Genomic DNA, 22460 nt, shown 5'->3' on the forward strand with positions numbered 1-22460 from the left:
GGGAGAGGGTCAGGACATCAGGCCGCCAGCTGCTGCGGCGCCGCGCCGAAGTGCGGATGCCGCGAGAAGATCTCCGCGGCCCAGTTCACGAACACGCGTACCTTGGCCGACAGATGCCGGTTCTGCGGATACATCGCAGAAATCGGCAGTTCGTCGGTCTGCCAGTCGGTCATGACCTCGACGAGCCGGCCGCTGTGGATGTACGGCTCGGCCATGGCGCGCGAGATGCGTGCAATGCCATGGCCTTCCACTGCGCAGCCCAGGTACACGTCGGCATCGTTGGTCGAGATCACCGAGGGCAGCAGCACTTCGGTGCTCTCGCCGCCACGGATCAGCGTCCACGGCGTTTCGCGTCCGGTACGGTTCGACAGGAAGTTGATGGCCTTGTGCTGCGACAGTTCGGTCAGGTCGTGCGGTGTGCCAAAACGCCGCAGGTAGATCGGCGACGCATAGAACGCCAGCTTCACCTGTCCGATGCGCCGGGCCACCATGGCCTCGTCGAGCGCACCCACGCGCAGCACGACATCCACGCCTTCCTTGAGCAGGTCGATGGGCTTTCCGTTGATGGTCAGTTCCAGCTTCAGTTCGGGATAGGCGTTGAAGAAGTCGTGCAGTTGAGGCATCAACACAAGCTGCGCGAGTCCGCTGGTGGTATCCACGGCCAGCGTGCCACGCGGCGAGTTGTTGTGGCGTGTCAGCGACTGTTCCGCTTCCTCCACATCCGCCAGGATGCGCACGCAGCGTTCGTAGTAGGCGGCACCGTCGGTGGTTACGCTGATCCGGCGCGTGGTCCGGTGCAGCAGCTTGACGCCAAGGTGGGTTTCCAGGTTTTGTATCAGGCGGGTGAGGGTGGCCTTGGGCAGGTCCAGCGACTCCGCCGCGCGCGCAAAGCTGCCGACATCCACCACCCGAGTGAATGCCTGCATTGAGACAAGACGATCCATGATGTTGCTTTCGAAAGGAGTAAGACCGGGCTACGTTCCGAAGGATGTCTGGCGGGATCGGGTCCGCTGCATGTCAAGTGCGCGGCCTGGATTTGCTGCCGGCGGTCCGCCAGTGGCGGCCGGAGCGGGGACGGGTGGAGGGTGGGGCGCCGGCGTTTGCGCTGTTTCCCCAAGTGCGCAGATGCCGAAGGACCGGAGTGAATCACATTTCAGGTATCCATTTCAAGCCGTGTGGGTTCACTTCGATGATTATTCCAACGCAGAAACAGTGCATTGGCAATAGCTCGCTTTATCCCACCGTTGTCAATCACCATAATTCGCTGCATCGCAATACAGTAATCGACGGCCTTTGCCGGCCGCCGTGCCAACCATGACCAAGACCACGACTCCCCGTAGTTCCGCCGTACAACCGGCCGCAGAACAGGGCGAGGCAATCGTGATCCAGCACGTGGTGGCCAGCGGCGAGCGCGAAATGAAGGTCTGCGTGTGTTACCCCGCAGGTTATTGGCCAGTGAGCGCCGGTGCGCCATTGTTGCCGTGGATGCTGTACCTGCATGCCGGCGGCTTTGTCGACGGCGGGGTCGAAGCCGCGAAGGAACTGGTGCGGGATCTGGCGGAGTCGGTCCCGGCCGTGGTGGTGACGCCCGATTACTCGCTGGCGCCCCAGAATCCGTTCCCGGCAGCGCCCGAGGACGCCGTGAATACGGTGTCGTGGGTGCTCAAGCAGGCCCGCAAGCTCAAGCTCGACAAGCTGCGCTTCGCGCTGGTAGGCGAGGAAGCCGGCGGCAACCTGGCCATCGCCACGGCGCAGATGCTGCGTGACCGTGGCCTGCCGCAGCCGGCGGGTCAGTGGCTGATCCGGCCGGTGACCGATCCGTGCCTGCAGCACGCGTCGTCCGGCGGGCAGGTGCCGATGGAAATGCTGCGCAAGCTGGCGTGCAACTATCGCGACTACCTGCCGACGCCCGCCGCCAGCGTGCACCCGTATGCGGCCCCGGCGCTGGCTTCGCGGCTGGCGGGACTGCCGCCGACGCTGGTGCAGGTGGCGGAAAAAGACGCCCTGCGCGCGGAAGGCGAGGCCTTCGCCGCAAAATTGTCCAAGGCCGGCATCCCGGCCAGGGCCCTGATCATGCCCGGCGCCTGTGGCGACGGGGTGGAACAGTCCCATGAGATGTGTCAGGCATGGGTCAAAGAAGGTGCGCGGTTCCTGCGCGAAAGTTTCGCCAAGGCCGACGACGCCTCGTAATCCGGTCCGAACGCCGGCCGGCGCCGTGAATGCTGTAACGGTGCCGGATTCCCCCGCCAGCGCCCTTTGAGGCTGGCACCCCTGTAGTGGCTTGCTTCTGTCCGATCGGGACGGAGGCCCCCTTGTTGTTCCCGTTTTTCCGGCCCTTTGGGCTGGCGGGCAGCGTTCGGCCTGAATTTTTGCTTTTCCAGTTGAAGAAACCCGACGAAACACGGAGTGAAGAAAGATGAATGACAAGTCTCGACGCACGCTGATCGCCTTTGCCATCGTGGCAATTCTTGGGGCGGGCGTGGCAACCTCGGTACTGCAACCCTGGCACGGCGGGGAAGCACAGGCCAATACGCCGCCCCCGGCGCCGGCCGTGGAAGTGTCGGCCGCGGTGGGCCAGACCATCACCGAATGGGATGAGTTCTCGGGCCGCATCGAGGCCGTGGACCGCGTGGAAATCCGTCCGCGCGTTTCCGGCACCATCGAAACGGTGCATTTCCGCGAAGGCTCCATCGTGAAGAAGGGCGACCCCCTGTTCACGATCGATCCGCGCCCGTACGCCGCCGAAGTGGCTCGCGCCGAAGCGGCGCTGGCCGCTGCGCAGGTACGCGCGTCGCATGCACAGACCGAGAAGGCCCGTGCGCAACGCCTGCTGGACGACAATGCGATCTCCCGCCGCGAGTTCGACGAGCGCATCAACGCCGCCAGCGAGATGTCGGCGGACGTGCGCGGCGCACAGGCGGCGCTGGAAGTGGCGAAGCTGAACCTCAGCTACACGCGCATCGTTGCACCGGTCTCGGGCAAGGTGTCGCGTGCGGAAATCACCGTGGGCAACCTGGTGGCCGCGGGCGCCGCGTCGCCGCCGCTGACTTCGGTCGTGTCGGTCTCGCCGGTGTACGCCAGCTTCGATGTCGACGAGCAGAGCTACCTGCGCTATACGGCGCCGGGCGCCAGCGGCGGCAAGAACGACCTGCCGGTGTTCCTGGGCCTGGCCAACGAGGACGGCAACCCGCACAAGGGCAAGATCCATTCGATCGACAACCGGCTCGATACGCGTAGCGGCACCATCCGCGTGCGCGCCGTGTTCGACAACGAGGATGGCCGCCTGCTGCCGGGTCTGTACGCGAAGGTCAAGCTCGGTGGCGGTTCGCCGCACCCGGCGGTGCTGGTCAACGATCGCGCCATCGGCACCGACCAGGGCAAGAAGTTCGTGCTCGTGGTCGACAAGGCCAACAAGCTCGTGTATCGCGAAGTCGAGCTTGGACCGACGTACGAAGGGCTGCGCGTGATCCGCAAGGGGCTGCAACCGGGCGAGAACATCGTCGTGAACGGCCTGATGCGCGTGCGCCCTGGCGACACCGTGGCACCGAAGGCCGTGGCCATGGCCTATCGCAGCGAGCTTGAGCCGCGCGGCACCACCCCCGACCGCAAGCAGGCCGCGGACGAGGGCAAGGCCGACAAGGCCAAGGTGAGCTGAGCGCCCGCCCGAAGCCACACCGAACTGAAATTCTCCCTGCAGTAGTACATGGCGTCCGCTCGACGAGCGGACGGCCAGGGGGACTGCTTTCGCCGAGACCAAGATGAATCTCTCGAAATTCTTTATCGATCGCCCGATTTTCGCGGGCGTGCTGTCGGTGCTGATCTTCCTGATCGGCGCCATCTCGATGTTCAAGTTACCGATCTCGGAGTACCCGGAAGTGGTACCGCCCTCGGTGGTGGTGCGCGCGCAGTTCCCGGGCGCCAACCCGAAGGTGATCGCCGAGACCGTGGCCACGCCGCTGGAGGAACAGATCAACGGCGTCGAGGACATGCTCTACATGAACTCGCAGGCCAACAGCGACGGCAACCTGACGCTGACGGTGACCTTCAAGCTGGGCACCGACCCGGACAAGGCCCAGCAGCTGGTGCAGAACCGTGTCTCGCAGGCCGAACCGCGCCTGCCGGAGGACGTGCGCCGGCTGGGCATCACCACGGTCAAGAGCTCGCCTGACCTGACCATGGTGGTCCACCTGGTATCGCCGAACGACCGCTACGACATGACGTACCTGCGCAACTATGCGCTGATCAACGTGAAGGACCGCCTGGCGCGGATCCAGGGCGTGGGCCAGGTGCAGATGTTCGGCTCGGGCGACTACTCGATGCGCGTCTGGGTGAACCCGGAGAAGATCGCCGAGCGCGGCCTGGCCGCGTCCGACGTGGTGCGCGCCATCCGCGAGCAGAACGTGCAGGTGGCGGCCGGCGTGATCGGCCAGTCGCCGTCGCTGCCGGGCACCGACCTGCAGCTGTCGGTGAACGCCCAGGGCCGTCTGCAGACCGTGGAGGAGTTTGGCGACATCATCGTCAGGACCTCGCCCGACGGCGTGGTGACGTACCTGAAGGACATCGCCCGCATCGAACTGGGCGCGTCGGAATACGCGCTGCGCTCGCTGCTGGACAACAAGTCCGCCGTGGCGCTGCCGATCTTCCAGTCGCCGGGCTCCAACGCGATCCAGATCTCGAACGACGTGCGCAAGACCATGGCCGAGCTGAAGGCCAACATGCCGGAAGGCGTGGACTACAGCATCGTCTATGACCCGACGCAGTTCGTGCGCCACTCGATCGAGGCCGTGGTCCACACGCTGTTCGAGGCCATCGCGCTGGTGGTGCTGGTGGTGATCCTGTTCCTGCAGACGTGGCGCGCTTCGATCATCCCGCTGCTGGCGGTGCCGGTGTCGATCGTCGGTACGTTCGGCCTGATGCATGCGTTCGGCTTCTCGATCAACGCGCTGAGCCTGTTCGGCCTGGTGCTGGCGATCGGTATCGTGGTGGACGATGCGATCGTGGTGGTGGAAAACGTCGAGCGGAACATCGAGGAAGGGCTGTCGCCGAAGGAGGCCACCTACAAGGCCATGCGCGAAGTGTCGGGCCCGATCATCGCCATCGCCCTGACGCTGATCGCCGTGTTCGTGCCGCTGGCGTTCATGACCGGCCTGACCGGCCAGTTCTACAAGCAGTTCGCGCTGACGATCTCGATCTCGACGATCATCTCGGCGTTCAACTCGCTGACGCTGTCGCCGGCCCTGTCCGCGCTGCTGCTCAAGGGCCACGACGCGCCCAAGGACTGGCTGACGCGTGGCATGGACCGTGTCTTCGGCGGCTTCTTCGCCCGCTTCAACCGCTTCTTCGGCCGCAGCTCGGACAGCTATGGCCGTGGCGTGAAGGGCGTGATCCGCCGCAAGGGTTCGGTGTTCGGCGTCTATGCCGTGATGCTGGTGGCCACCTGGGGCGTGTTCCAGATGGTGCCGAAGGGCTTTGTGCCGGCGCAGGACAAGCAGTATCTGGTGAGCTTCGCCAAGCTGCCTGACGGCGCCACGCTGGACCGTACCGAGGACGTGATCCGCCGCATGTCGGATATCGCGCTCAAGCATCCGGGCGTGGAATCGGCCGTGGCCTTCCCGGGCCTGTCGATCAACGGCTTCACCAACAGCCCGAGCGCCGGCATCGTGTTCGTCACGCTGGATCCGTTCGACCAGCGCAAGAGCAAGGAGCTGTCTGGCAATGCGATTGCAGCCGACCTGAACAAGCAGTACGGGTCGATCCAGGACGCGTTCATCGCCGTGTTCCCGCCGCCGCCGGTACAGGGCCTGGGCACGATCGGCGGGTTCAAGATGATGATCGAGGACCGTGCCGCGCTGGGTTACGACGAACTGTTCAGCGCCACCAACGCGTTCATGACCAAGGCGCGCGCCACCCCGGAGCTGGCTGGCATCTTCAGCAACTACCAGGTGAACGTGCCCCAGCTGGACGTGCAGCTTGACCGCACCAAGGCCAAGCAGCTGGGCGTGCCGGTGACGGACGTGTTCGAGACGCTGCAGACCTATCTTGGCTCGTCGTACGTGAACGACTTCAACAAGTTCGGTCGTACGTATCAGGTCAAGGTGCAGGCCGATGCGCAGTTCCGCCAGCATGCCGAGGACATCCTGCAACTGAAGGCGCGCAGCAGTTCCGGCGAAATGGTGCCGCTGTCGTCGCTGGTGAAGGTCAAGCAGGGCTTCGGTCCGGATAGCGTCACGCGCTACAACGGCTTTACCGCCGCCGATATGAACGGCGGTCCGGCGCCAGGCTTCTCGTCGGGCCAGGCCCAGGCTGCTGCCGAGCGCATTGCCGCCGAAACGCTGCCCAAGGGCATCGGCTTCGAGTGGACCGAGCTGACGTACCAGGACATCCTGGCCGGCAACGCGGGGGTGTGGATCTTCCCGCTGTGCGTGCTGCTGGTGTTCCTGGTGCTGGCTGCCCAGTACGAAAGCCTGACGCTGCCGCTGGCGGTGATCCTGATCGTGCCGATGAGCCTGCTGGCCGCCATGACCGGTGTCTGGCTGACGCGTGGCGACAACAACATCTTCACGCAGATCGGTTTCATCGTGCTGGTGGGGCTGTCCGCGAAAAACGCGATCCTGATCGTGGAGTTCGCCCGTGAACTGGAACACCAGGGCCGCACCGTGGTGCAGGCCGCGATCGAAGCCAGCCGCCTGCGTTTGCGCCCGATCCTGATGACGTCGTTCGCGTTCATCATGGGCGTGGTGCCGCTGGTGGTCTCCACCGGTGCCGGCGCGGAAATGCGCCATGCCATGGGCGTGGCGGTGTTCGCAGGGATGCTGGGCGTGACGTTCTTCGGCCTGTTCCTGACGCCGGTGTTCTACGTGGCACTGCGTCTGCTGGCCACCCGCAAGCAGCGTCGTGAAGCGGTTGCGACGGATGTGCCGGCATCGCACGCCGTGCCGTCCGCAGAGTGATGGTGAAAGACATGAACAACATCGTGATGAAGCAGTACCTGCCCAGGCTTGGCGCCCTGGCCGCCGCGCTGGTGCTGGCCGGCTGCTCGCTGGCACCGACCTACAAGGTGCCCGAGACGCCCACCGCCGCCACCTTCAAGGAAGCCGATGCGGCCGCTACCGAGGGCGCGCAGTGGAAGACCGCCACGCCGGCCGAAGGCCAGCAACGCGGCGACTGGTGGCGCGTGTTCGGCGACGCCGAGCTGGACCGCCTGATCGACGCCGCCAACGCCCATAACCAGGACCTGGCCGCAGCCGCGGCCCGCCTGAAGCAGGCGCGGGCCTTCACCGGCGCCACCGAGGCGGACCTGTATCCGCAGCTGAGCGCGGGTTTCGACCCGACGCGTACGCAGCCGTCGGCCGCGTCGCAGGGCCTGCCGGACGGCACGCGCGTATCGCCGCAGACCGTGTACAAGGCGCGGCTGTTCGCCAACTACGAGCTCGACCTGTTCGGTCGCGTGGCCAGCAGCGTGAATGCTGCCCGCGCCGAAGAGAAGGGCGCCGAGGACCTGTACCGCTCGGTGCAGCTCGCGCTGCAAGCCGATGTGGCGCAGGCATACTTCGCCCTTCGTACGCTTGATAGCGACCGTGAGCTGCTGAACGCGACGATCAAGTTGCGCGAGGATTCGCTGTCGCTGCTGCGCAAGCGCTACGAGGCAGGCGAGACGACCGACCTGGACCCGGCCCGCGCCGAATCGGAACTGGGCACGGCGCGTGCCGACCTGGCCAGCATCGAGCGTCGCCGCGCCAACCAGGAACACGCGCTGGCGGTGCTGACCGGCGTGGCCCCTTCGCAGTTCGGGCTGGCCGCCAGGCCGTTCGACACGGCGCCGGTGGCGGTGCCGGCGGGGCTGCCGTCGGAACTGCTGGAGCGCCGTCCCGACATCGCTGCGGCGGAGCGCCAGATGGCGGCCGCCAATGCGCGGATCGGCATTGCAAAGGCCGCGTTCTTCCCGCGCATCTCGCTGACGGCGCTGTTCGGCTTCGAGTCGTCGGATCTGTCGAACCTGTTCAAGTGGTCGTCGCGGACATGGATGCTCGGGCCGCTGGTGGGCACGACGGTGGCGCAAACCATCTTTGATGGTGGCCGCAACAGCTCGAACCTGGCCGGCGCCCGCGCCGCCCACGAGGAAAGCGTGGCCCGTTACCAGCAGACCGTGCTGGTGGCCTTCCGCGAGGTCGAAGACAGCCTGGCCGATGTGCGCTGGCTCAGCCAGCAGGCCACGGCGCTCGACGGCGCACTGGCCGGCGCCAGGCGGGCACAGCGCATCTCGCGCAGCCGCTACGATGCCGGCGCCGTCGATTACCTGACGGTGATCGACGCGGACCGCACCGTGCTGCAGTCGCAGCGCGATGCCAACGCGGTGGCCGGCCTGCGCGCCGCGGCGACGGTGTCGCTGGTGCGCAGCCTGGGCGGTGGCTGGGGTCCGTTGCCGGAGGCCGTGGCGAAGAACTGAGGCAGCTTCGCCTGCCGCTGTGGGTGTCGCCCTCTCCCGCAAGCGGGGGAGGGTGGTAAACACAATCGGTCACAAACATGGCTGGCGCGATGTTTCCAGGTCACTACACTGGAAATATCGCGCCAGTTCTGTTTTAGGGAGGGCCGATATGCGAATCCTTCGCCGGATGGCCGTCGCGGTTGTCCTGCTCGGCACCTTGCTGCCCGTCGTCTGCACCGGCCAGTCCGTTACCGGTTCCATCGCCGTGGGCGGTTCCGCACGGGTGAAAGGGCCGGCCACGGTGAACGGCACCTTGAGCGTGGATGGCCATGTCTACGCCAACGGCCCGCTCACCGCTGCGTGGTTCGCGTCGCCTGGGCGCGGGTATCCGCCGCCGATGGAGCGGTCGCTGCTCAAGGTCTTTCATGGGCCGCTGACCGTGCAGGGATCGATGGTGGTGCACGGCGATCTCTATGTCGACGGCCCGCTGACGGTCAACGGGCCGCTTGAGGCGGGCGGCGGCATCGACGCCAACGGGCCGATGGTGGAGCGCCACGCACGTTGATGTTGCACAATGGCGACTTCGCTGATTTTCACGAACTCGTCATGGCGCACGTCAGCCCCGCAGTTGGCCTCAAGAGCATTGCCCTGTTCGAAGCCGCCAAGGGCGCCCTGGTGATCCTGGCCGGGCTTGGCCTGGTGGCGTTGCTGCACGCCGATGCACAGGCGCTGGCCGAAGCCATTGTCGGCCGTTTCCACCTGAATCCCGCCAGCCACTATCCGAAGGTGTTCCTGGCACTGCTGTCCAATCCCAGCGACGGCCGGCTGTGGGCCATCGGCGGGTCGGCCGCGGTGTACGCGCTGATGCGCTTCGCCGAGGCCTACGGGCTGTGGCGTGGGCGTGCCTGGGGCAACTGGCTCGGCGTCTGGTCCGGCGGGATCTACATTCCGGTGGAGCTGTACGAGGCGGTGCGGCATCCCACGTGGATCCATGTGGGGCTGGCGGCGGCCAACGCGCTGGTGGTGGTCTACCTCGTGCAAAGCCTGGCACGCCACACGGTCAAGTAAGCCGGGCGGCGCAAATCTGCTAAGGTAGACGCGATGCCGCGCGCCTGGCGTGCGGCCGTCCTGCCACGCGGTGCTGTCAGACAGCCACCGATATCAACCGCCCTAGAGACCCATCATGATTCACGAAATTGCACAGATCACGATCAAGCCCGGCATGGAAGCGCAGTTCGAAGCCAACGTGGCCAAGGCCAAGCCGCTGTTCCTGCGGTCGAAGGGCTGCCACGGCCTGAATCTGCAGCGGTCGATCGAACAGCCGTCGCAGTACACGCTGGTGGTGGCCTGGGAGACCGTGGAAGACCATATGGTTCATTTCCGCGAGTCGGACGAATTCCAGGAATGGCGCAAGCTGGTCAGCGACTGCTTTGCCGCGCCGCCGGCCGTTCATCACGTCAACACGGTGCTCTGAGCGGCCCGATCGCGACTGACCGCCCACGCACGTGACGCAGGCGCCGATGCGCCAAAGGAGCCCGCCGCATGTCGACACCTCAGCAGCGCCCCCGGCATTTTTCGATGCTGCGCGACCTGCAGCTGGCGGATTTCTTCACGCTGGCCAACGCGGCGTGCGGCATGGGTTCGGTGTTCTACGCGATGTATTTCGTCGCCGAACCGTCGCTCAGGCATTTCTATATCGCGGCGGCGCTGGCGCCGGCCGCGTTCATCTTCGATGTGCTGGACGGGCGCATCGCCCGCTGGCGCCACGCCCATTCGGCGCTGGGCCGTGAACTGGATTCGCTGTCGGACATCATCTCGTTCGGCGTCGGTCCGGCCACCCTGGCGTTTGCGGCCGGCATGCGCGGCGGCTGGGACCTGGCCGCGCTGATGTACTTCGTCTGCTGCGGCGTCAGCCGCCTGGCCCGCTTCAACGTCACGGCCGAGACCCTGGCCGAAGGCTCGGCCCTGGGCAAGGTCAAATACTTCGAAGGCACGCCCATTCCCACCAGCGTGGTACTCACCGGCATTCTGGCCTGGTGCGCCTCGCATGGCCTGATCGGCGACGCCCTGCCAGCCGGCGCGATGGCCATCGGCCCCGGCACGTTCCACCCGATGTCGCTGCTGTTTGTGCTGAGCGGCTCGCTGATGATCAGCAAGACGCTGCGGATTCCGAAGTTCTGACCCGGCTATTCTGCGTCGAAATCTTTTAAAACGGCTGCGAAGACTTTGAATCGACGCCTGGAGGCGGCTGCGCTATGTTCGGCGCGTATCCGAACCCTCGAGGAGCCGTCTTCATGCCGAATTCCGTTGCCACCAGGCTGGGCTGCCTGACGCTGCTTGCCGCCGGGCTTGCCGGGTGTGCGTCCCAGGCGCCGTCTTCCTACAGGATGACCACGCCGATCCCGCCCCAGATCACCACGCCGGCGTCGGTCGATACCCGCATTGGCAGGCTGGAGTTTTTCGACGGCGTGCCGACGGCCGCGACGGCCCGGAAGGTCTTTGACAACATCGATTTCGCGCGCGGGGTCGAGGCGTTCCTGAATGGCGTACCCGGTGCGTCGATGGTCGCCATCCGCACTGGCTTGCGCAGCGTGGGCGCGGTGGACAGCACCGTGGGCGTGTACGAGCAGCTGATGGATTCGAAGTCGATCTACCTGACGCCGAACAGCGAGACCATCTATTTCTGGAACTGGATGGATCTCAAGGACGGCCCGGTGGTGGTGGAAACCCCGCCGAACATCCTCGGCGTGGTTGACGATTTCTGGTTCCGCTATGTCACGGACATGGGCAACGCAGGGCCGGACAAGGGCAAGGGCGGCAAGTACCTGTTCGTGCCGCCCGGCTACACCGGCCAGCTGCCGGCCAGCGGCTACTACATCGTCAAGAGCCCCACGTACGGCAACCTGCTGTTCGGCCGGGCGTTCATGCAGCATGGCGACCCGCGTCCCGGCGTGGCAAGCCTGAAGGCCGGGCTCAGGGTCTACCGGCTGGCTGATGCGGCACGGCCGCCGGAGACGAAGTTCATCAACCTGTCGGGCAAGGTCATGAATACCGTCCACGCCAACGACTTCAGCTTCTACGAAGAGGTCAACCAGATCATCCAGGAAGAGCCGGCCGGCGCGTACGGGCCCGACATGACTGGCATCTTGGCTGCCATCGGCATGCAGAAGGGCAAGCCGTTCGCGCCCGATGCACGCATGAAGCAGATCCTGACCGACAGCGTGGCGGTGGGCAACGCAACGGCCCGTGCCATCGACTTCCGCAATCGCGACCCGCGCACGCTGATCTTCCCGGACCGCCGCTGGACCACGCCGTTCATCGGCGGCAGCTATGAATGGCTGGACAATGGCGCCCGCAACTTCGACGCGCGCACGCTGTTCTTCTACGCCGCCACGATCGACACGCCCGCGATGGCCGTGGCGATGCCCGGCATCGGCTCGCAGTACGCGGCATCGAACCTCGACGCCGCCGGCAACCCGCTGGATGGGGCCAAGACCTATCGCCTGCACGTGCCGCCCAACGTGCCGGTCAAGGATTTCTGGTCGGTGGTGGTGTACGACACGCAGACCCGCTCGATGCTGCAGACGGACCAGCAGTTCCCGAGCCTGTCCAGCGAGAAATCGCTGGTGAAGAATGCCGACGGCTCTGCCGACCTTTACTTCGGCCCGCAGCCGCCCGCCGGCAGGCAGGCCAACTGGATCCAGACCATTCCGGGCAAGAGCTGGTTCACGATCTTCCGGCTCTACGGCCCGCTGCAGCCGTGGTTCGACAAGCAGTGGAAGCTCGACGACATCGTCGAGGCCTCGTAAGCCCAGGCTGCCAGGCGGGAGATTCCACGACGGAGGCAGGGTCAGCAAGGTTTGCGGGCGGCGTCTACAATCCTCCGGGACGTTGCCCGCTCCCGCGCAGGGAGCGCCCGTGGACTCCAAGGAAACTCCCCATGTCTCATCTCTTCGATCCGTATCAGATCGGCAATCTTGCGCTCTCCAACCGCCTCGCCATCGCGCCCATGTGCCAGTACTCGGCGGAAGAGGGTTCGGCCACCGACTGGCACATGATCCACCTGGGCAGCCTGGCGCTGTCTGGTGCGGGCCTGATGATTGTGGAGGCCACGGCGGTGTCTCCGGAAGGCCGCATCTCGCCGGCCGACCTCGGCCTCTACAGCGACGCCAATGAAGCGGCGCTGGGCCGCGTGCTCGATGCGGTGCGCCGCTATTCGCCGATTGCCGTGGCGGTGCAGCTGGGCCACGCGGGCCGCAAGGCGTCGAGCCAGGCCCCGTGGGAAGGCGGCGCGCAGATTCGTCCCGATGCCCCGAACGGCTGGCAGACCGTGGCGCCGTCGGCCGTTCCCCATGCGGCCGACGAGGTGGCGCCCACGGCGCTCGACCGCACCGGCATGCAGAAGATTCGCGACGATTTCGTGGCCGCGGCCAAACGTGCGGCACGGATCGGCGTGGAGGGCATCGAGGTACACGGTGCACACGGCTACCTGTTGCACCAGTTCCTGTCCCCGATCGCCAACCACCGCACCGACGAGTATGGCGGCAGCCTGGAGAACCGCATGCGGTTTCCGCTGGAAGTGTTCGACGCCGTGCGCGAGGCGTTTCCGGCCGAGCGTCCGGTGTGGATGCGGGTGTCGGCCACCGACTGGGTGCCGAACGGCTGGGACATCGACGGCACGATCGCGTTGTCGCACGCGCTCAAGGCCCGCGGCTGCGCGGCCGTGCACGTGAGCACCGGCGGGGTGTCGCCGCAGCAGGCCATCAAGCTGGGGCCGGGCTATCAGGTGCCCTATGCCCAGCGCGTGAAGGCCGAAGTGGGCCTGCCCACGCTGGCCGTGGGCCTGATTACCGAGCCGGAGCAGGCAGAAGCGATCATCGCCAATAACGAGGCCGACATGATCTCGATTGCGCGCGCCATGCTGTACGACCCGCGCTGGCCGTGGCATGCGGCGGCAAAGCTTGGCGCACAGGTCGACGCGCCGAAGCAGTACTGGCGCTCGCAGCCGCGCGGGCTGGAGCACCTGTTCCGCAGCGCGCATTTCGGGCAGCGGTAAGCGCCGCGCGGAGCCGAACATGTTCACTGCTTGCCCGACCGAAAGAAGCCGCGAGATCGCGGACCGCGTCGAACGATTCGTGCGCGATGTGGTAGCGCCGTACGAGCAGGATGCGCGCTGCGAAGCCCACGGTCCGACCGCCGAACTGGTGGAAGAGCTGCGCACCCTGGCGCGGGCTGCCGGCGTGATGACGCCGCACATTCTTGCCGACGGCTCGCATCTCAGCCAGCTGGAGACGGCTGCGGTGCTCAAGCGGTCGGGCCTGTCGCCGCTTGGGCCGGTTGCGGTCAACACCATGGCACCCGACGAGGGCAACATGTTCCTGCTCGGCAAGGTGGCGACGCCCGCGCAGAAGGCGCGGTTTCTGGACCCGCTGGTGCGTGGCGAGGCGCGCTCGGCATTTTTCATGACCGAGCCGGCCGAAGACGGCGGCGCCGGCTCGGACCCGTCGATGCTGCAGACGCGGGCCGTGCGGGACGGTAACGACTGGGTGATCAACGGCCGCAAGAAGTTCATCACGGGGGCGGAAGGCGCCCGGGTGGGCATCGTGATGGCGCGTAGCGACGACGGTGGCGAGCGCGCACAGGCCACCATGTTCCTGGTCGACCTGCCACATCCGGCGATCCGCACCGAGCGCGTGCTGGATACGATCGACAGCTCCATGCCGGGCGGCCACGCCCAGGTGGTGATCGACAACCTGCGGGTGCCGGCTGACCAGGTGCTTGGCGAAGTCGACGAGGGTTTCCGGTATGCGCAGGTGCGGCTGTCACCGGCGCGGCTGTCGCACTGCATGCGCTGGTTTGGCACGGTGGCCCGCGCCGACGAGATTGCACGCGGCTATGCCACCACGCGCAAGGCGTTCGGCAAGCTGCTGATCGACCACGAGGGCGTCGGGTTCATGCTGGCCGACAACCTGATCGACCTGCAGCAGGCCGCGCTGGCGATCGACTGGTGCGCGGGCGTGCTCGATGCCGGGTCGCTGGCCACCGCCGAAAGCTCGATGGCCAAGGTCGCCGTGTCGGAGGCGCTGTTCCGGGTGGCGGACCGCTGCGTGCAGATCCTGGGCGGCAACGGTGTGTCCCGCGACACCATCGTCGAGCAGGCATTCCGTGAGCTTCGGGCATTCCGCATTTACGACGGCCCGACCGAAGTGCACAAGTGGTCGCTGGCCAAGAAGATCAAGCGCGACACGCTGGCGCCGCCGGGCATCCATGGCTGACCAATGACGCGCCGGCGGCTGCCGGGGGCGACGGGGCCAGGTGTCCCTTTCGCGAGGTTCGTCGCAGGAAACGCGAAAGCCGGCGCCTTCGGCATCCGGCAGACTACGGTGTTCAGAAGACCGGGAATGAACCCGGGGGAGACACCCAATGAACACCGAGCTTTCGCCAGCGCGGACGGCTGAAACGGCTACCGAGGCACCGCACGCGGCCCAGGCGGCCCAGTCGGCCACCGAAAATCACCCGCTGCGTGTGGTCCTGCTGCTCAATGTCGGCCATGCGCTGGACCATCTGTTCCTGCTGATCTTTGCCACGGCGGTGGGCACTATCGCGTCGGAGTTCGGATTCGCCCGCTGGGAAGACCTGATGCCCTACGGCGTGGGGGCGTTCTTCCTGTTTGGGCTCGGCTCGGTGCCGTCGGGCCGCCTGGGCGACATGTGGGGTCGCCGCCAGATGATGCTGGTGTTCTTCTTCGGGCTCGGCGGGGCGGCGCTGCTGACCGCGCTGGCGCAGGGCCCCTGGCAACTGGCGGGCGGCCTGGCCCTGATCGGGCTGTTTGCATCGATCTATCACCCGGTGGGCATTCCGATGCTCGTGCAGCGCGCGAGCCGGCCGGGTTCGGCCATCGGGCTCAATGGCCTTGCCGGCAACCTCGGCGTGGCCGGCGCCGCGCTGCTCACGGGATTTCTGGTCCAGGCCTGGGGCTGGCGGGCGGCGTTTGCCGTGCCCGGCGTCATCGCCATCGGCTGCGGATTTGCCTTTGCGTGGCTCTGCGCGCCGCAAGGGCCGGCGCCGGGGCGCAGCCGCAAGCCGCCGCAGGTGGTCTTGCCGCCCCGGCTGCTGGCCCGGGCGCTGGTCGTGATGACGGCGGCCGCCGTGACCGGCAGCCTGCTGTTCAACTTCACCACCAATGGCAACACCCAGTTCCTGACCGAACGGTTCGACGGGCGGATCGACGACCCGGTCATGATCGGCCTGCTGCTGGCCGTGATCTACACGCTGGCGTCGTTCACGCAGGTGATCGTCGGCAAGCTGATCGACACGGTGCCGCTCAAGCGGCTGTACCTGTGCCTGGTGCTGGCGCAGATCCCGTGGCTGGTCCTTGCCGCCCATGCGCAGGGCTGGTGGCTGTTCGCGGCGCTGTTGGGCGCCATGGTGTGCATCTTCGGCAGCATCCCGTTCACCGACGCGATGATCGTGCGCTACGTCGACGACAGCGTGCGATCGCGCGTCGCCGGCATGCGCCTGGCGGTGTCGTTCGGCATCAGCTCGCTGGCGGTGTGGCTGCTGGGCCCGGTTGTCAAGGCGTCGAGCTTTGCCTCGCTCTTTCTGGCGATGGCCTGCATCGCCGCCTGTACGGCGCTGGTGGTGCTGCTGCTACCGGCAGACACCGCCGCAGGGCAGGGCGAGGCCCGCAGTTGATCCGGGCCCGGCCCTGAGCCGCTGTCAGGGCAGCAGGTGGGTATCGTTCGGGGCCTGTGGTGGCAGCTTGATGGCCAGGGACCTGAACTCGCCGCTCGACGCGATCGAGCCTGCGTGCGCCGCACCCTTCGGAATGATGATGAGGTCGCCGGGCCCCACCTGGTGTTGTTCATTGCCGAGCCAGAACGTGCCGGTGCCCGCGATCACATACTGGATCTCGTCGGCACTGGTGTGATAGTGCTTGGGCACATTGCCCGACTGCACGGCAATCGTGCCGCTCGGCGTGTTTACCAGCCCCTTGGTGCGCAGCGTGCCCATGTTGGGCACCTGCGGGCCGATGTCGTCGTTGCTCATCGCGGCCAGGTTCTTGATGATGAGCGGCGTCAGCGCGGACGGCGGCGTCTGCGCGTGCGCCACGGGCAGGTCCACGTGAGCCGTCAGGAAGCCGGCAGCAAAAGTGGCAGCGAAAGCGGCCGGGACAGCGGCCAGAACGGCAAGTCGATGCATGGTTGTCTCCCTTTTTTGTATTGGCGGTCATGGCGCTGCGGCAACACGGCTCGCCGGCCATGCCGCGGAGCATTGTCTCACCGGGATCGGCATCCCGCGCCACGGTCCGGGGATCGGGACTTTCCTCCTTGACTTCCGCAGCCGCGCAAGGCGGTATCGATATCGCCCGGCATCCCGCGCTGCAGCATCGTTCAAACGCCCATAACGAAGGGATTACCATGATTGCCGCGCCCCATCGATGGCGCGACCATCGGCGCAAATAGATTGCAGTGGGCAGTACCCGGGCGCCCCGAAAGCACGCCCGTCATCACAGAAGTAGTCGAAGAACGAACTCTGGGAGACACCAACCATGCAAGTCTATGACGGGCTCGTCTTTGCCTGCGCCATGATCCTTGTCTGCATGTACGCCTATCTGGGCGTGCAGTCGCAGAGCCTCGCGCTGAAGTACGTGTCGCCAGCCATCGTGGGCGTGTTGACGCTCGTGTATGCGCTGCTGCCGATGCGCATGATCGGCTGATGGGCTGATGGGCTGATGGGCTGATGGGCTGATGGGCTGATGGGCTGATGGGCTGATGGGCTGATGGGCGGATCGCCGTCGCGAGCGTTGAAAGCCCCGCCGGGCCATGGCGGGGATTCGGCATTGCGCAGGCCGCCCTGGCGGCCATGCCCGACGACGCCTAGCGCAGCGACAACCAGATCGCCTTCGGTTCCGTGAAGTTCTCGATGGCTGCGTCGCCATGCTCGCGGCCCAGGCCGGAGTCTCCCGCGCCGCCCCACGGCAGGCGCACGTCGGTGTACCCGTAGGTGTTGATCCAGACCGTGCCGGCACGCAGTTCGCCGGCCACCTTGTGCACGCGCTGGATGTCCGCGCTCCACACGCCCGCAGCCAGGCTGAACGCGGTGCCGTTGGCAATGCGCACGGCGTCTTCCTCATCGTCGAACGGGATCACGCTGGCCACCGGGCCGAAGATTTCCTCCTGCGAAATCCGCATCTCATGCGCCACGTTGGCAAACACGGTGGGCTCGACGAAGAAGCCGCGCTCGCCCACGCGGACGCCGCCTGTCACAGCGCTGGCACCTTCCTGCTTGCCGATGTCGACGTAGTCGAGCACGGTCTTCATCTGCGCGGCCGAGACCACGGGGCCCATGGTGGTATCCGGCGCGGCCGGATCGCCCACGCGGACGGCCCGGGCGCGCGCCGACAGCCGTTCCACCACTTCGTCATACACCTGCCGCTGCGCCAGGATGCGGGAGCCGGCTGAGCACACCTGCCCCGCGTTGAAGAAGATGCCTGACGCGGCCGCGCGCGTGGCGGCGTCCAGGTTGGCATCGGCAAAGATCACATTGGCCGACTTGCCGCCCAGTTCCAGCGTCACGCGCTTGAAGTTGGCCGCCGCGCCCTGCATGATGCCGCGCCCCACACCGGGCGATCCGGTAAAGGTCACCTTGTCGATGCCTGGATGCGCCACCATGGCGTCGCCGACCACGCTGCCCTTGCCGGTCACCACGTTGAACACGCCCGGCGGCACGCCGGCTTCGAGCGCCAGTTCGGCCACCCGCAGGGCGGTCAGGGGCGTGATCTCGGCGGGCTTCACGATCAGCGTGCAGCCGCAGGCCAGCGCCGGGGCGATCTTCCACATGCCGATCATCAGCGGGAAATTCCACGGCACGATGGCCGCCACCACGCCCACGGGTTCGCGCACCGTATAGGTGAGCGCGTCGGGGCGGGCCGGGATTACGCTGCCGTGGATCTTGTCGCACCAGCCGGCGTAATAGCGCACGGTGTCGATCACGGCCGGCATGTCCTGGCGGCGCACGGAAGCCAGCGGCTTGCCGGCGTCCTGGCTTTCCAAAGTCACAAGCTCTTCGGCATGGGCTTCGAGCAGGTCGGCAAAACGGTTCAGGATGCGCGCACGATCCGCCGCGCGCATGCCCGCCCAGCCTTTCAGCGCCGCGCGGGCGGCCTTGACCGCGGTATCCACGTCGGCGGCGCTGCCTTGCGCCACCAGCGCAATGGGCGCTTCGGTGGCCGGATTGATGTTGGTGGAGTAATCGCCTGTGCCTGGCGGCAGGCGCTTGCCGTCGATCAGCAGGTCATGCCGGGGCAAGTCGGGACGTGAGGCGGTCATAACAGGCTCCTCGCTTGGGTCATGGTTCTGGAATGACGGGCGCGGTGGCCGAAGCATCACAACGATCAGGCCCGCTTTGGTTTGGAGTGTGGGCGGGCCTCAGACCTAAGTCCAATTAATAGGAATGATTCATTCATACGATTTATGCATGAATGAGGCATGTGCTTATCGTTCGACACGGTTCCATTTGGTGGGGAGCGCAGCCGACGCACCGGGGCAGCCCGGGCGCCGCTTCAGCCAGCGTCGCGCAGCAGGGCGCCGATGGCGGCATGCAGTTCGCCCGGTACCACGGGTTTATGCAGCAGGGCGGTGCCGCCGGCGTGGACGTTGCGCAGGCGGTCGGCGGCGGTATCGCCGGTGATGACGATGGCGGGCAGGTCGCGGCCCGTGTGCTCGCGGATGGTGGCTATGGCGTCCAGCCCGGTGCGATGTCCGCGCAGGCGATAGTCGGCCAGGATCAGCTCTGGCGCGAAGCCCGAAAGCAGGGCCAGCGCCTCTTCCTCGGTTTCGGCGGTGCGGTTCGGGCAGTTCCAGACTGTCAGCAGGCCCGACATGGCTTCGCGGATGGCCGGATCGTCGTCGATCACCAGCACGCGCACCCCGTCCAGCCGCGTGGCGGCGCCGGGCAGGATCGATTCCTCGGGCGCGGTCCACGCCAGCGGCAGCCGCAGACGGAACACCGAGCCCCGGTCCGGTACCGATGCCAGTGTCACCGACGTCTGCATCGTCCGCGCCAGGCCGTCCACGATGGCCAGCCCCAGGCCCAGCCCCTTGCGCTGGTCGCGTTCGGGATTGCCCAACTGGTGGAATTCGCGAAAAATCGCCCGATGCTGGGTGACGGGAATACCGATGCCGGTATCCCAGACTTCGACCGACACATGGAAACGCCGCTTGCGGCAGGCCACCAGCACGCCGCCAGTGTGCGTGTAGCGGATGGCGTTGGCGATCAGGTTGCGCAGGATCAGTTCGGTCAGCGTGGGATCGCCAAAGGCGGTGGCCGTGGTATCTCGCGTACGATAGACCAGCCCGCGCGCATTGGCTTGCGGGGCGAACTCGTTTTCGAGCTTGTGCAGCAGCGGCTGCAGCGCGAAGGGCCGTGGCCGCGACGTCACCACGCCGGCGTCGAGCTTTGAAAAATCGAGCAGCGTGTTCAGCATTTCGCGCGCCGCACCGGACGATGCCTCGATATGGTCAAGCAACTGGCGCTGGCGCGCGTCCAGCGGCGTGCGGCCCAGCGACACCAGGAACAGCCCCAACGCATGCAGCGGCTGGCGCAGGTCGTGGCTGGCCGACGCCAGGAACACCGACTTGGCCCGGTTGGCTTCCTCGGCCTCGCGCTGGGCCTGGCCGGCGCGAGCGGTCTGGTCGCGCAACTGCGAGATCAGCTCCACGTTCTCGAAGCGCAGCGTCAGCGAATGCCGCGCCATGCGCGAGTAGTTGCGCGCGAACACGATCAGCACGAACAGGTACAGCGGGGTGGCCAGGAACATCGGCAGGTAGGCGATATCGTGCGTGACGATAAATGCCGCCCACACCGGCACGATGGCCGGGATGAAAAAGCCCACCGCCACGGGCAGGCAGGCCGAGAACACGGCCAGCGCCGCCGCGCTCATGCCGGCGATCAGCGACAGCACGCAGATCACCACGGCCGGAGAGCGGATATCGAGATAGAGCCAGCCCGCCAGGCCCCACAGGCTGCCGATCAGCACCAGCATCGCGGTCATGCCGCGTGCATACAGGCCGGAACGCGCCTCGGTCAGCCGGTCGGGAACGGCCAGCCGGCCAAAGTGGGCGGCGGCGCAGACTACCGCCATCGCCGCCGCCCACGGCAGCGCGCCGGGGTGGCCGTCGGTCAGCGACAGCCCGGTGCCCAGGATGACGGCCGCCAGCGCACAGCCCAGCATGGCCATGCCGAAGCTCTGGTCGATCAGCTCCATCTGCGCGGACAGCAGCCGCGGCTCGTCGTAGTGCGGAAGAAAGGGCAACGCCATGGTCGCGCGGCAGGCGGGGGCGGGTTGAAATCGCGGTCAGCGATGCGTCTGCACCAGCCCGCGGCGCTGCGCTTCGAGGATGGCCTCCACGCGGCTGACCACGCCAAGGTGATCGAGGATGGCCGCCACGTGCACGCGCACGGTGTTTTCGGACAGCCCCAGGTGGTAGGCAATGACCTTGTTCGATCGCCCCAGGCTCAGTTGCGTGAGCACCTCCAGCTGGCGCGGCGTGAGCTGGCTCGGTTCGTAGGCCGGAGCATGGCCGGCGGCCGGTCTGCCCGCGCCGGGGCCATAGGCGCTGCCATCGGCCGGGAAATGCGTGCCGCCCGACAGGCAACTGGCGATGGCGCGTTCGATATCGCCCGCATCGGCGGACTTCGGCAGGAAGCCGGCGATCTCGCGCCGCGAGTCGGCCGGGATGGCGTCGATATGCGACGTACCCGAGACGATCACGATACGCGCCGCGGCAAAGTGCCGGCGCAGGACCTTGATGCCTTCGATGCCGTTCAGGCCCGGCATCTGGATGTCCAGCAGCAGGATGTCCACGGGCTGGCTGGCGTGGGCCTGCACGGCCTCCATGACCGATCCGGCCTCGATGATCGACGCCACGCTGGGGCTGTCTGCCAGCAGCAGCTTCAGCCCCGTGCGGAACAGGGTGTGGTCATCGATCAGCAGGAGTCGGGCACGCGACATGGAAACACGCACAAAGTGCAGGGAGCGACATGGGGATCGATTGGACTGGATTCGACGCGCGTTGTCCATCGCCAGCATTGGGGGCTGCGGCCCCCGCCATGGATATCGGCCTCTAGTCCGGAAAGATTATTGGCAGCGTAGTGCGGCGGTGCCAGCATTTTGCCCATGGACGAATTCCGCGACTTGTCCATACCACTTCTGATACCCGCTCCTCCCGGCTGCGGGTATTTTTTTGTCCGGACCCGGGCCGGCCGTCAGCGTCAGCCAAGCGTCAGACCGGGATCGACAGCGGACCGGCGGCCACGTCCCAGGTCGTGGCATCGAGGAACCAGCGCGCGGCATGTGGCCCGTGCAGCACGCAGCTATCGTCCGACACGCGCACCCAGTCGCCTTCGGGCAGGCCCAGCACCGGGGTGTCCGGCGACAGCGCGGTGAATTCGGCCAGCCGCTGGTCGCGTGTCTCGCCACGGAAGCCTTCGATTTGCAGGTTGTAGTAGTGAGGGTTGATCTGGAACGGGACCAGGCCGAGCGCATCGAAGCCGCCCGGGTCCACCACCGGCATGTCGTTGGTCGTGCGGATGGTCGGCGTGGCCAGGTTGGACCCGGCGCTCCAGCCGATATAGCGCGCGGCGCCCCCCCGCACGCGGGCAGCCATGGGCGCCAGCAGCCCTTGCTGGCGCAGCACCTGCAGCAGGCGGAAGGTATTGCCGCCACCCACCACGATCAGCGTGGCGGCGTTGACCGCGGCCAGGGTATCGGCCTGCTCGTGCAGCGACTGCACCGCGATGCCGACCGGCGCGAAGGCCTCGCGTACCTGGGCGGCGTAGCTGTCCCAGTCGCGCGTCACGCCCGCGTAAGGCACGAACAGGGCGTCGGTACGGCCATCGGCCAGTTCGGCGATGGCTTGGGCAGCGTGAACGAGGTAGCCCTCGTCCGAGGTCGAGTTGCTGAGCAGAAGCAGGTCCATGTCGGGGTGTCGCAGAGTTCCGCCTGGCGGAACGTTGGTCCGTAAATCGGAAG

The 22460-nt window shown here is 66.7% G+C and carries 19 protein-coding genes; 13 read left to right on the forward strand and 6 right to left on the reverse strand.

What is annotated here, in order from left to right; genetic code table 11:
• Window positions 1-17: 17 nt before the first annotated feature.
• A complete protein-coding gene (locus BLQ58_RS13495; RefSeq protein ID WP_092598624.1) occupies window positions 18-944 on the reverse strand; it encodes a LysR family transcriptional regulator in 927 nt (308 codons plus the stop codon).
• Between the two features lie 370 nt (window positions 945-1314).
• Here BLQ58_RS13495 and BLQ58_RS13500 point away from each other — a divergent pair, with 370 nt between their 5' ends.
• From BLQ58_RS13500 to BLQ58_RS13555, 12 genes are all read left to right on the forward strand, one after another.
• Window positions 1315-2190 (forward strand): alpha/beta hydrolase, encoded by an 876-nt coding sequence (locus BLQ58_RS13500; RefSeq protein WP_092598627.1) that lies wholly within the window; start codon window positions 1315-1317, stop codon window positions 2188-2190.
• A gap of 226 nt (window positions 2191-2416) precedes the next feature.
• Window positions 2417-3655 carry an efflux RND transporter periplasmic adaptor subunit gene (locus BLQ58_RS13505; protein ID WP_092598630.1) on the forward strand — a complete coding sequence of 413 codons (1239 nt, stop codon included), beginning with the start codon at window positions 2417-2419 and terminating at the stop codon, window positions 3653-3655.
• A 103-nt stretch (window positions 3656-3758) separates the two neighbouring features.
• Window positions 3759-6950, forward strand: a complete 3192-nt coding sequence (locus BLQ58_RS13510; RefSeq protein ID WP_092598633.1) for an efflux RND transporter permease subunit — start codon at window positions 3759-3761, stop codon at window positions 6948-6950.
• 11 nt (window positions 6951-6961) lie between these two features.
• Window positions 6962-8446, forward strand: a complete 1485-nt coding sequence (locus BLQ58_RS13515) for an efflux transporter outer membrane subunit (protein WP_092598792.1) — start codon at window positions 6962-6964, stop codon at window positions 8444-8446.
• 148 nt (window positions 8447-8594) lie between these two features.
• Window positions 8595-8990 carry a hypothetical protein gene (locus BLQ58_RS13520; RefSeq protein ID WP_092598635.1) on the forward strand — a complete coding sequence of 132 codons (396 nt, stop codon included), beginning with the start codon at window positions 8595-8597 and terminating at the stop codon, window positions 8988-8990.
• A 41-nt stretch (window positions 8991-9031) separates the two neighbouring features.
• Window positions 9032-9493: a DUF2127 domain-containing protein gene (locus tag BLQ58_RS13525; protein ID WP_092598795.1), complete on the forward strand. Its 462-nt coding sequence runs from the start codon at window positions 9032-9034 to the stop codon at window positions 9491-9493.
• Between the two features lie 115 nt (window positions 9494-9608).
• The gene (locus tag BLQ58_RS13530; RefSeq protein WP_092598637.1) at window positions 9609-9899 is read left to right on the forward strand and encodes an antibiotic biosynthesis monooxygenase family protein; all 291 of its coding nucleotides are present in this window, start codon (window positions 9609-9611) and stop codon (window positions 9897-9899) included.
• Window positions 9900-9967: 68 nt separating this feature from the next.
• The gene (locus tag BLQ58_RS13535) at window positions 9968-10606 is read left to right on the forward strand and encodes a CDP-alcohol phosphatidyltransferase family protein (protein ID WP_092598640.1); all 639 of its coding nucleotides are present in this window, start codon (window positions 9968-9970) and stop codon (window positions 10604-10606) included.
• 113 nt (window positions 10607-10719) lie between these two features.
• Window positions 10720-12234 (forward strand): DUF1254 domain-containing protein, encoded by a 1515-nt coding sequence (locus tag BLQ58_RS13540; protein WP_092598643.1) that lies wholly within the window; start codon window positions 10720-10722, stop codon window positions 12232-12234.
• A gap of 131 nt (window positions 12235-12365) precedes the next feature.
• Window positions 12366-13481 (forward strand): NADH:flavin oxidoreductase/NADH oxidase, encoded by a 1116-nt coding sequence (locus tag BLQ58_RS13545; RefSeq protein WP_092598646.1) that lies wholly within the window; start codon window positions 12366-12368, stop codon window positions 13479-13481.
• Between the two features lie 19 nt (window positions 13482-13500).
• On the forward strand, window positions 13501-14700 hold the full coding sequence (locus tag BLQ58_RS13550) for an acyl-CoA dehydrogenase family protein (RefSeq protein WP_092598649.1): 1200 nt from the start codon (window positions 13501-13503) through the stop codon (window positions 14698-14700).
• 148 nt (window positions 14701-14848) lie between these two features.
• A complete protein-coding gene (locus BLQ58_RS13555; protein WP_092598652.1) occupies window positions 14849-16120 on the forward strand; it encodes an MFS transporter in 1272 nt (423 codons plus the stop codon).
• Window positions 16121-16144: 24 nt separating this feature from the next.
• Here BLQ58_RS13555 and BLQ58_RS13560 read toward each other — a convergent pair whose 3' ends face one another.
• Window positions 16145-16627: a cupin domain-containing protein gene (locus BLQ58_RS13560; RefSeq protein ID WP_092598655.1), complete on the reverse strand. Its 483-nt coding sequence runs from the start codon at window positions 16625-16627 to the stop codon at window positions 16145-16147.
• A gap of 349 nt (window positions 16628-16976) precedes the next feature.
• Here BLQ58_RS13560 and BLQ58_RS29145 point away from each other — a divergent pair, with 349 nt between their 5' ends.
• Window positions 16977-17144, forward strand: a complete 168-nt coding sequence (locus BLQ58_RS29145) for a hypothetical protein (RefSeq protein ID WP_175459902.1) — start codon at window positions 16977-16979, stop codon at window positions 17142-17144.
• A gap of 160 nt (window positions 17145-17304) precedes the next feature.
• Here BLQ58_RS29145 and BLQ58_RS13565 read toward each other — a convergent pair whose 3' ends face one another.
• The 4 genes from BLQ58_RS13565 to pepE form a co-directional block, all read right to left on the reverse strand.
• Window positions 17305-18756: an aldehyde dehydrogenase family protein gene (locus tag BLQ58_RS13565; protein ID WP_092598658.1), complete on the reverse strand. Its 1452-nt coding sequence runs from the start codon at window positions 18754-18756 to the stop codon at window positions 17305-17307.
• A 233-nt stretch (window positions 18757-18989) separates the two neighbouring features.
• On the reverse strand, window positions 18990-20747 hold the full coding sequence (locus BLQ58_RS13570) for an ATP-binding response regulator (protein ID WP_092598661.1): 1758 nt from the start codon (window positions 20745-20747) through the stop codon (window positions 18990-18992).
• A 36-nt stretch (window positions 20748-20783) separates the two neighbouring features.
• Window positions 20784-21440 carry a response regulator gene (locus BLQ58_RS13575; protein WP_092598664.1) on the reverse strand — a complete coding sequence of 219 codons (657 nt, stop codon included), beginning with the start codon at window positions 21438-21440 and terminating at the stop codon, window positions 20784-20786.
• A gap of 271 nt (window positions 21441-21711) precedes the next feature.
• Entirely contained in the window at window positions 21712-22407 is a 696-nt protein-coding gene (gene pepE, locus BLQ58_RS13580) for a dipeptidase PepE (RefSeq protein WP_092598667.1), read from the reverse strand.
• Between the last annotated feature and the right edge of the window lie 53 nt (window positions 22408-22460).

It is taken from the genome of Ralstonia sp. 25mfcol4.1 (assembly GCF_900104095.1).
Classification (GTDB): Bacteria; Pseudomonadota; Gammaproteobacteria; order Burkholderiales; family Burkholderiaceae; genus Cupriavidus.

Excerpts from the sequence above, each read along its gene's own strand:
- BLQ58_RS13560 (WP_092598655.1), bottom strand. The coding sequence starts at position 16,627 with ATGCATCGACTTGCCGTTCTGGCCGCTGTCCCGGCCGCTTTCGCTGCC.
- BLQ58_RS13520 (WP_092598635.1), top strand. The coding sequence starts at position 8,595 with ATGCGAATCCTTCGCCGGATGGCCGTCGCGGTTGTCCTGCTCGGCACC.
- BLQ58_RS13570 (WP_092598661.1), bottom strand. The coding sequence starts at position 20,747 with ATGGCGTTGCCCTTTCTTCCGCACTACGACGAGCCGCGGCTGCTGTCC.
- BLQ58_RS13540 (WP_092598643.1), top strand. The coding sequence starts at position 10,720 with ATGCCGAATTCCGTTGCCACCAGGCTGGGCTGCCTGACGCTGCTTGCC.
- pepE (WP_092598667.1), bottom strand. The coding sequence starts at position 22,407 with ATGGACCTGCTTCTGCTCAGCAACTCGACCTCGGACGAGGGCTACCTC.
- BLQ58_RS13495 (WP_092598624.1), bottom strand. The coding sequence starts at position 944 with ATGGATCGTCTTGTCTCAATGCAGGCATTCACTCGGGTGGTGGATGTC.
- BLQ58_RS13575 (WP_092598664.1), bottom strand. The coding sequence starts at position 21,440 with ATGTCGCGTGCCCGACTCCTGCTGATCGATGACCACACCCTGTTCCGC.
- BLQ58_RS13530 (WP_092598637.1), top strand. The coding sequence starts at position 9,609 with ATGATTCACGAAATTGCACAGATCACGATCAAGCCCGGCATGGAAGCG.
- BLQ58_RS13565 (WP_092598658.1), bottom strand. The coding sequence starts at position 18,756 with ATGACCGCCTCACGTCCCGACTTGCCCCGGCATGACCTGCTGATCGAC.
- BLQ58_RS13555 (WP_092598652.1), top strand. The coding sequence starts at position 14,849 with ATGAACACCGAGCTTTCGCCAGCGCGGACGGCTGAAACGGCTACCGAG.
- BLQ58_RS29145 (WP_175459902.1), top strand. The coding sequence starts at position 16,977 with ATGCAAGTCTATGACGGGCTCGTCTTTGCCTGCGCCATGATCCTTGTC.
- BLQ58_RS13550 (WP_092598649.1), top strand. The coding sequence starts at position 13,501 with ATGTTCACTGCTTGCCCGACCGAAAGAAGCCGCGAGATCGCGGACCGC.
- BLQ58_RS13525 (WP_092598795.1), top strand. The coding sequence starts at position 9,032 with ATGGCGCACGTCAGCCCCGCAGTTGGCCTCAAGAGCATTGCCCTGTTC.
- BLQ58_RS13515 (WP_092598792.1), top strand. The coding sequence starts at position 6,962 with ATGAACAACATCGTGATGAAGCAGTACCTGCCCAGGCTTGGCGCCCTG.
- BLQ58_RS13505 (WP_092598630.1), top strand. The coding sequence starts at position 2,417 with ATGAATGACAAGTCTCGACGCACGCTGATCGCCTTTGCCATCGTGGCA.
- BLQ58_RS13545 (WP_092598646.1), top strand. The coding sequence starts at position 12,366 with ATGTCTCATCTCTTCGATCCGTATCAGATCGGCAATCTTGCGCTCTCC.
- BLQ58_RS13535 (WP_092598640.1), top strand. The coding sequence starts at position 9,968 with ATGTCGACACCTCAGCAGCGCCCCCGGCATTTTTCGATGCTGCGCGAC.
- BLQ58_RS13500 (WP_092598627.1), top strand. The coding sequence starts at position 1,315 with ATGACCAAGACCACGACTCCCCGTAGTTCCGCCGTACAACCGGCCGCA.
- BLQ58_RS13510 (WP_092598633.1), top strand. The coding sequence starts at position 3,759 with ATGAATCTCTCGAAATTCTTTATCGATCGCCCGATTTTCGCGGGCGTG.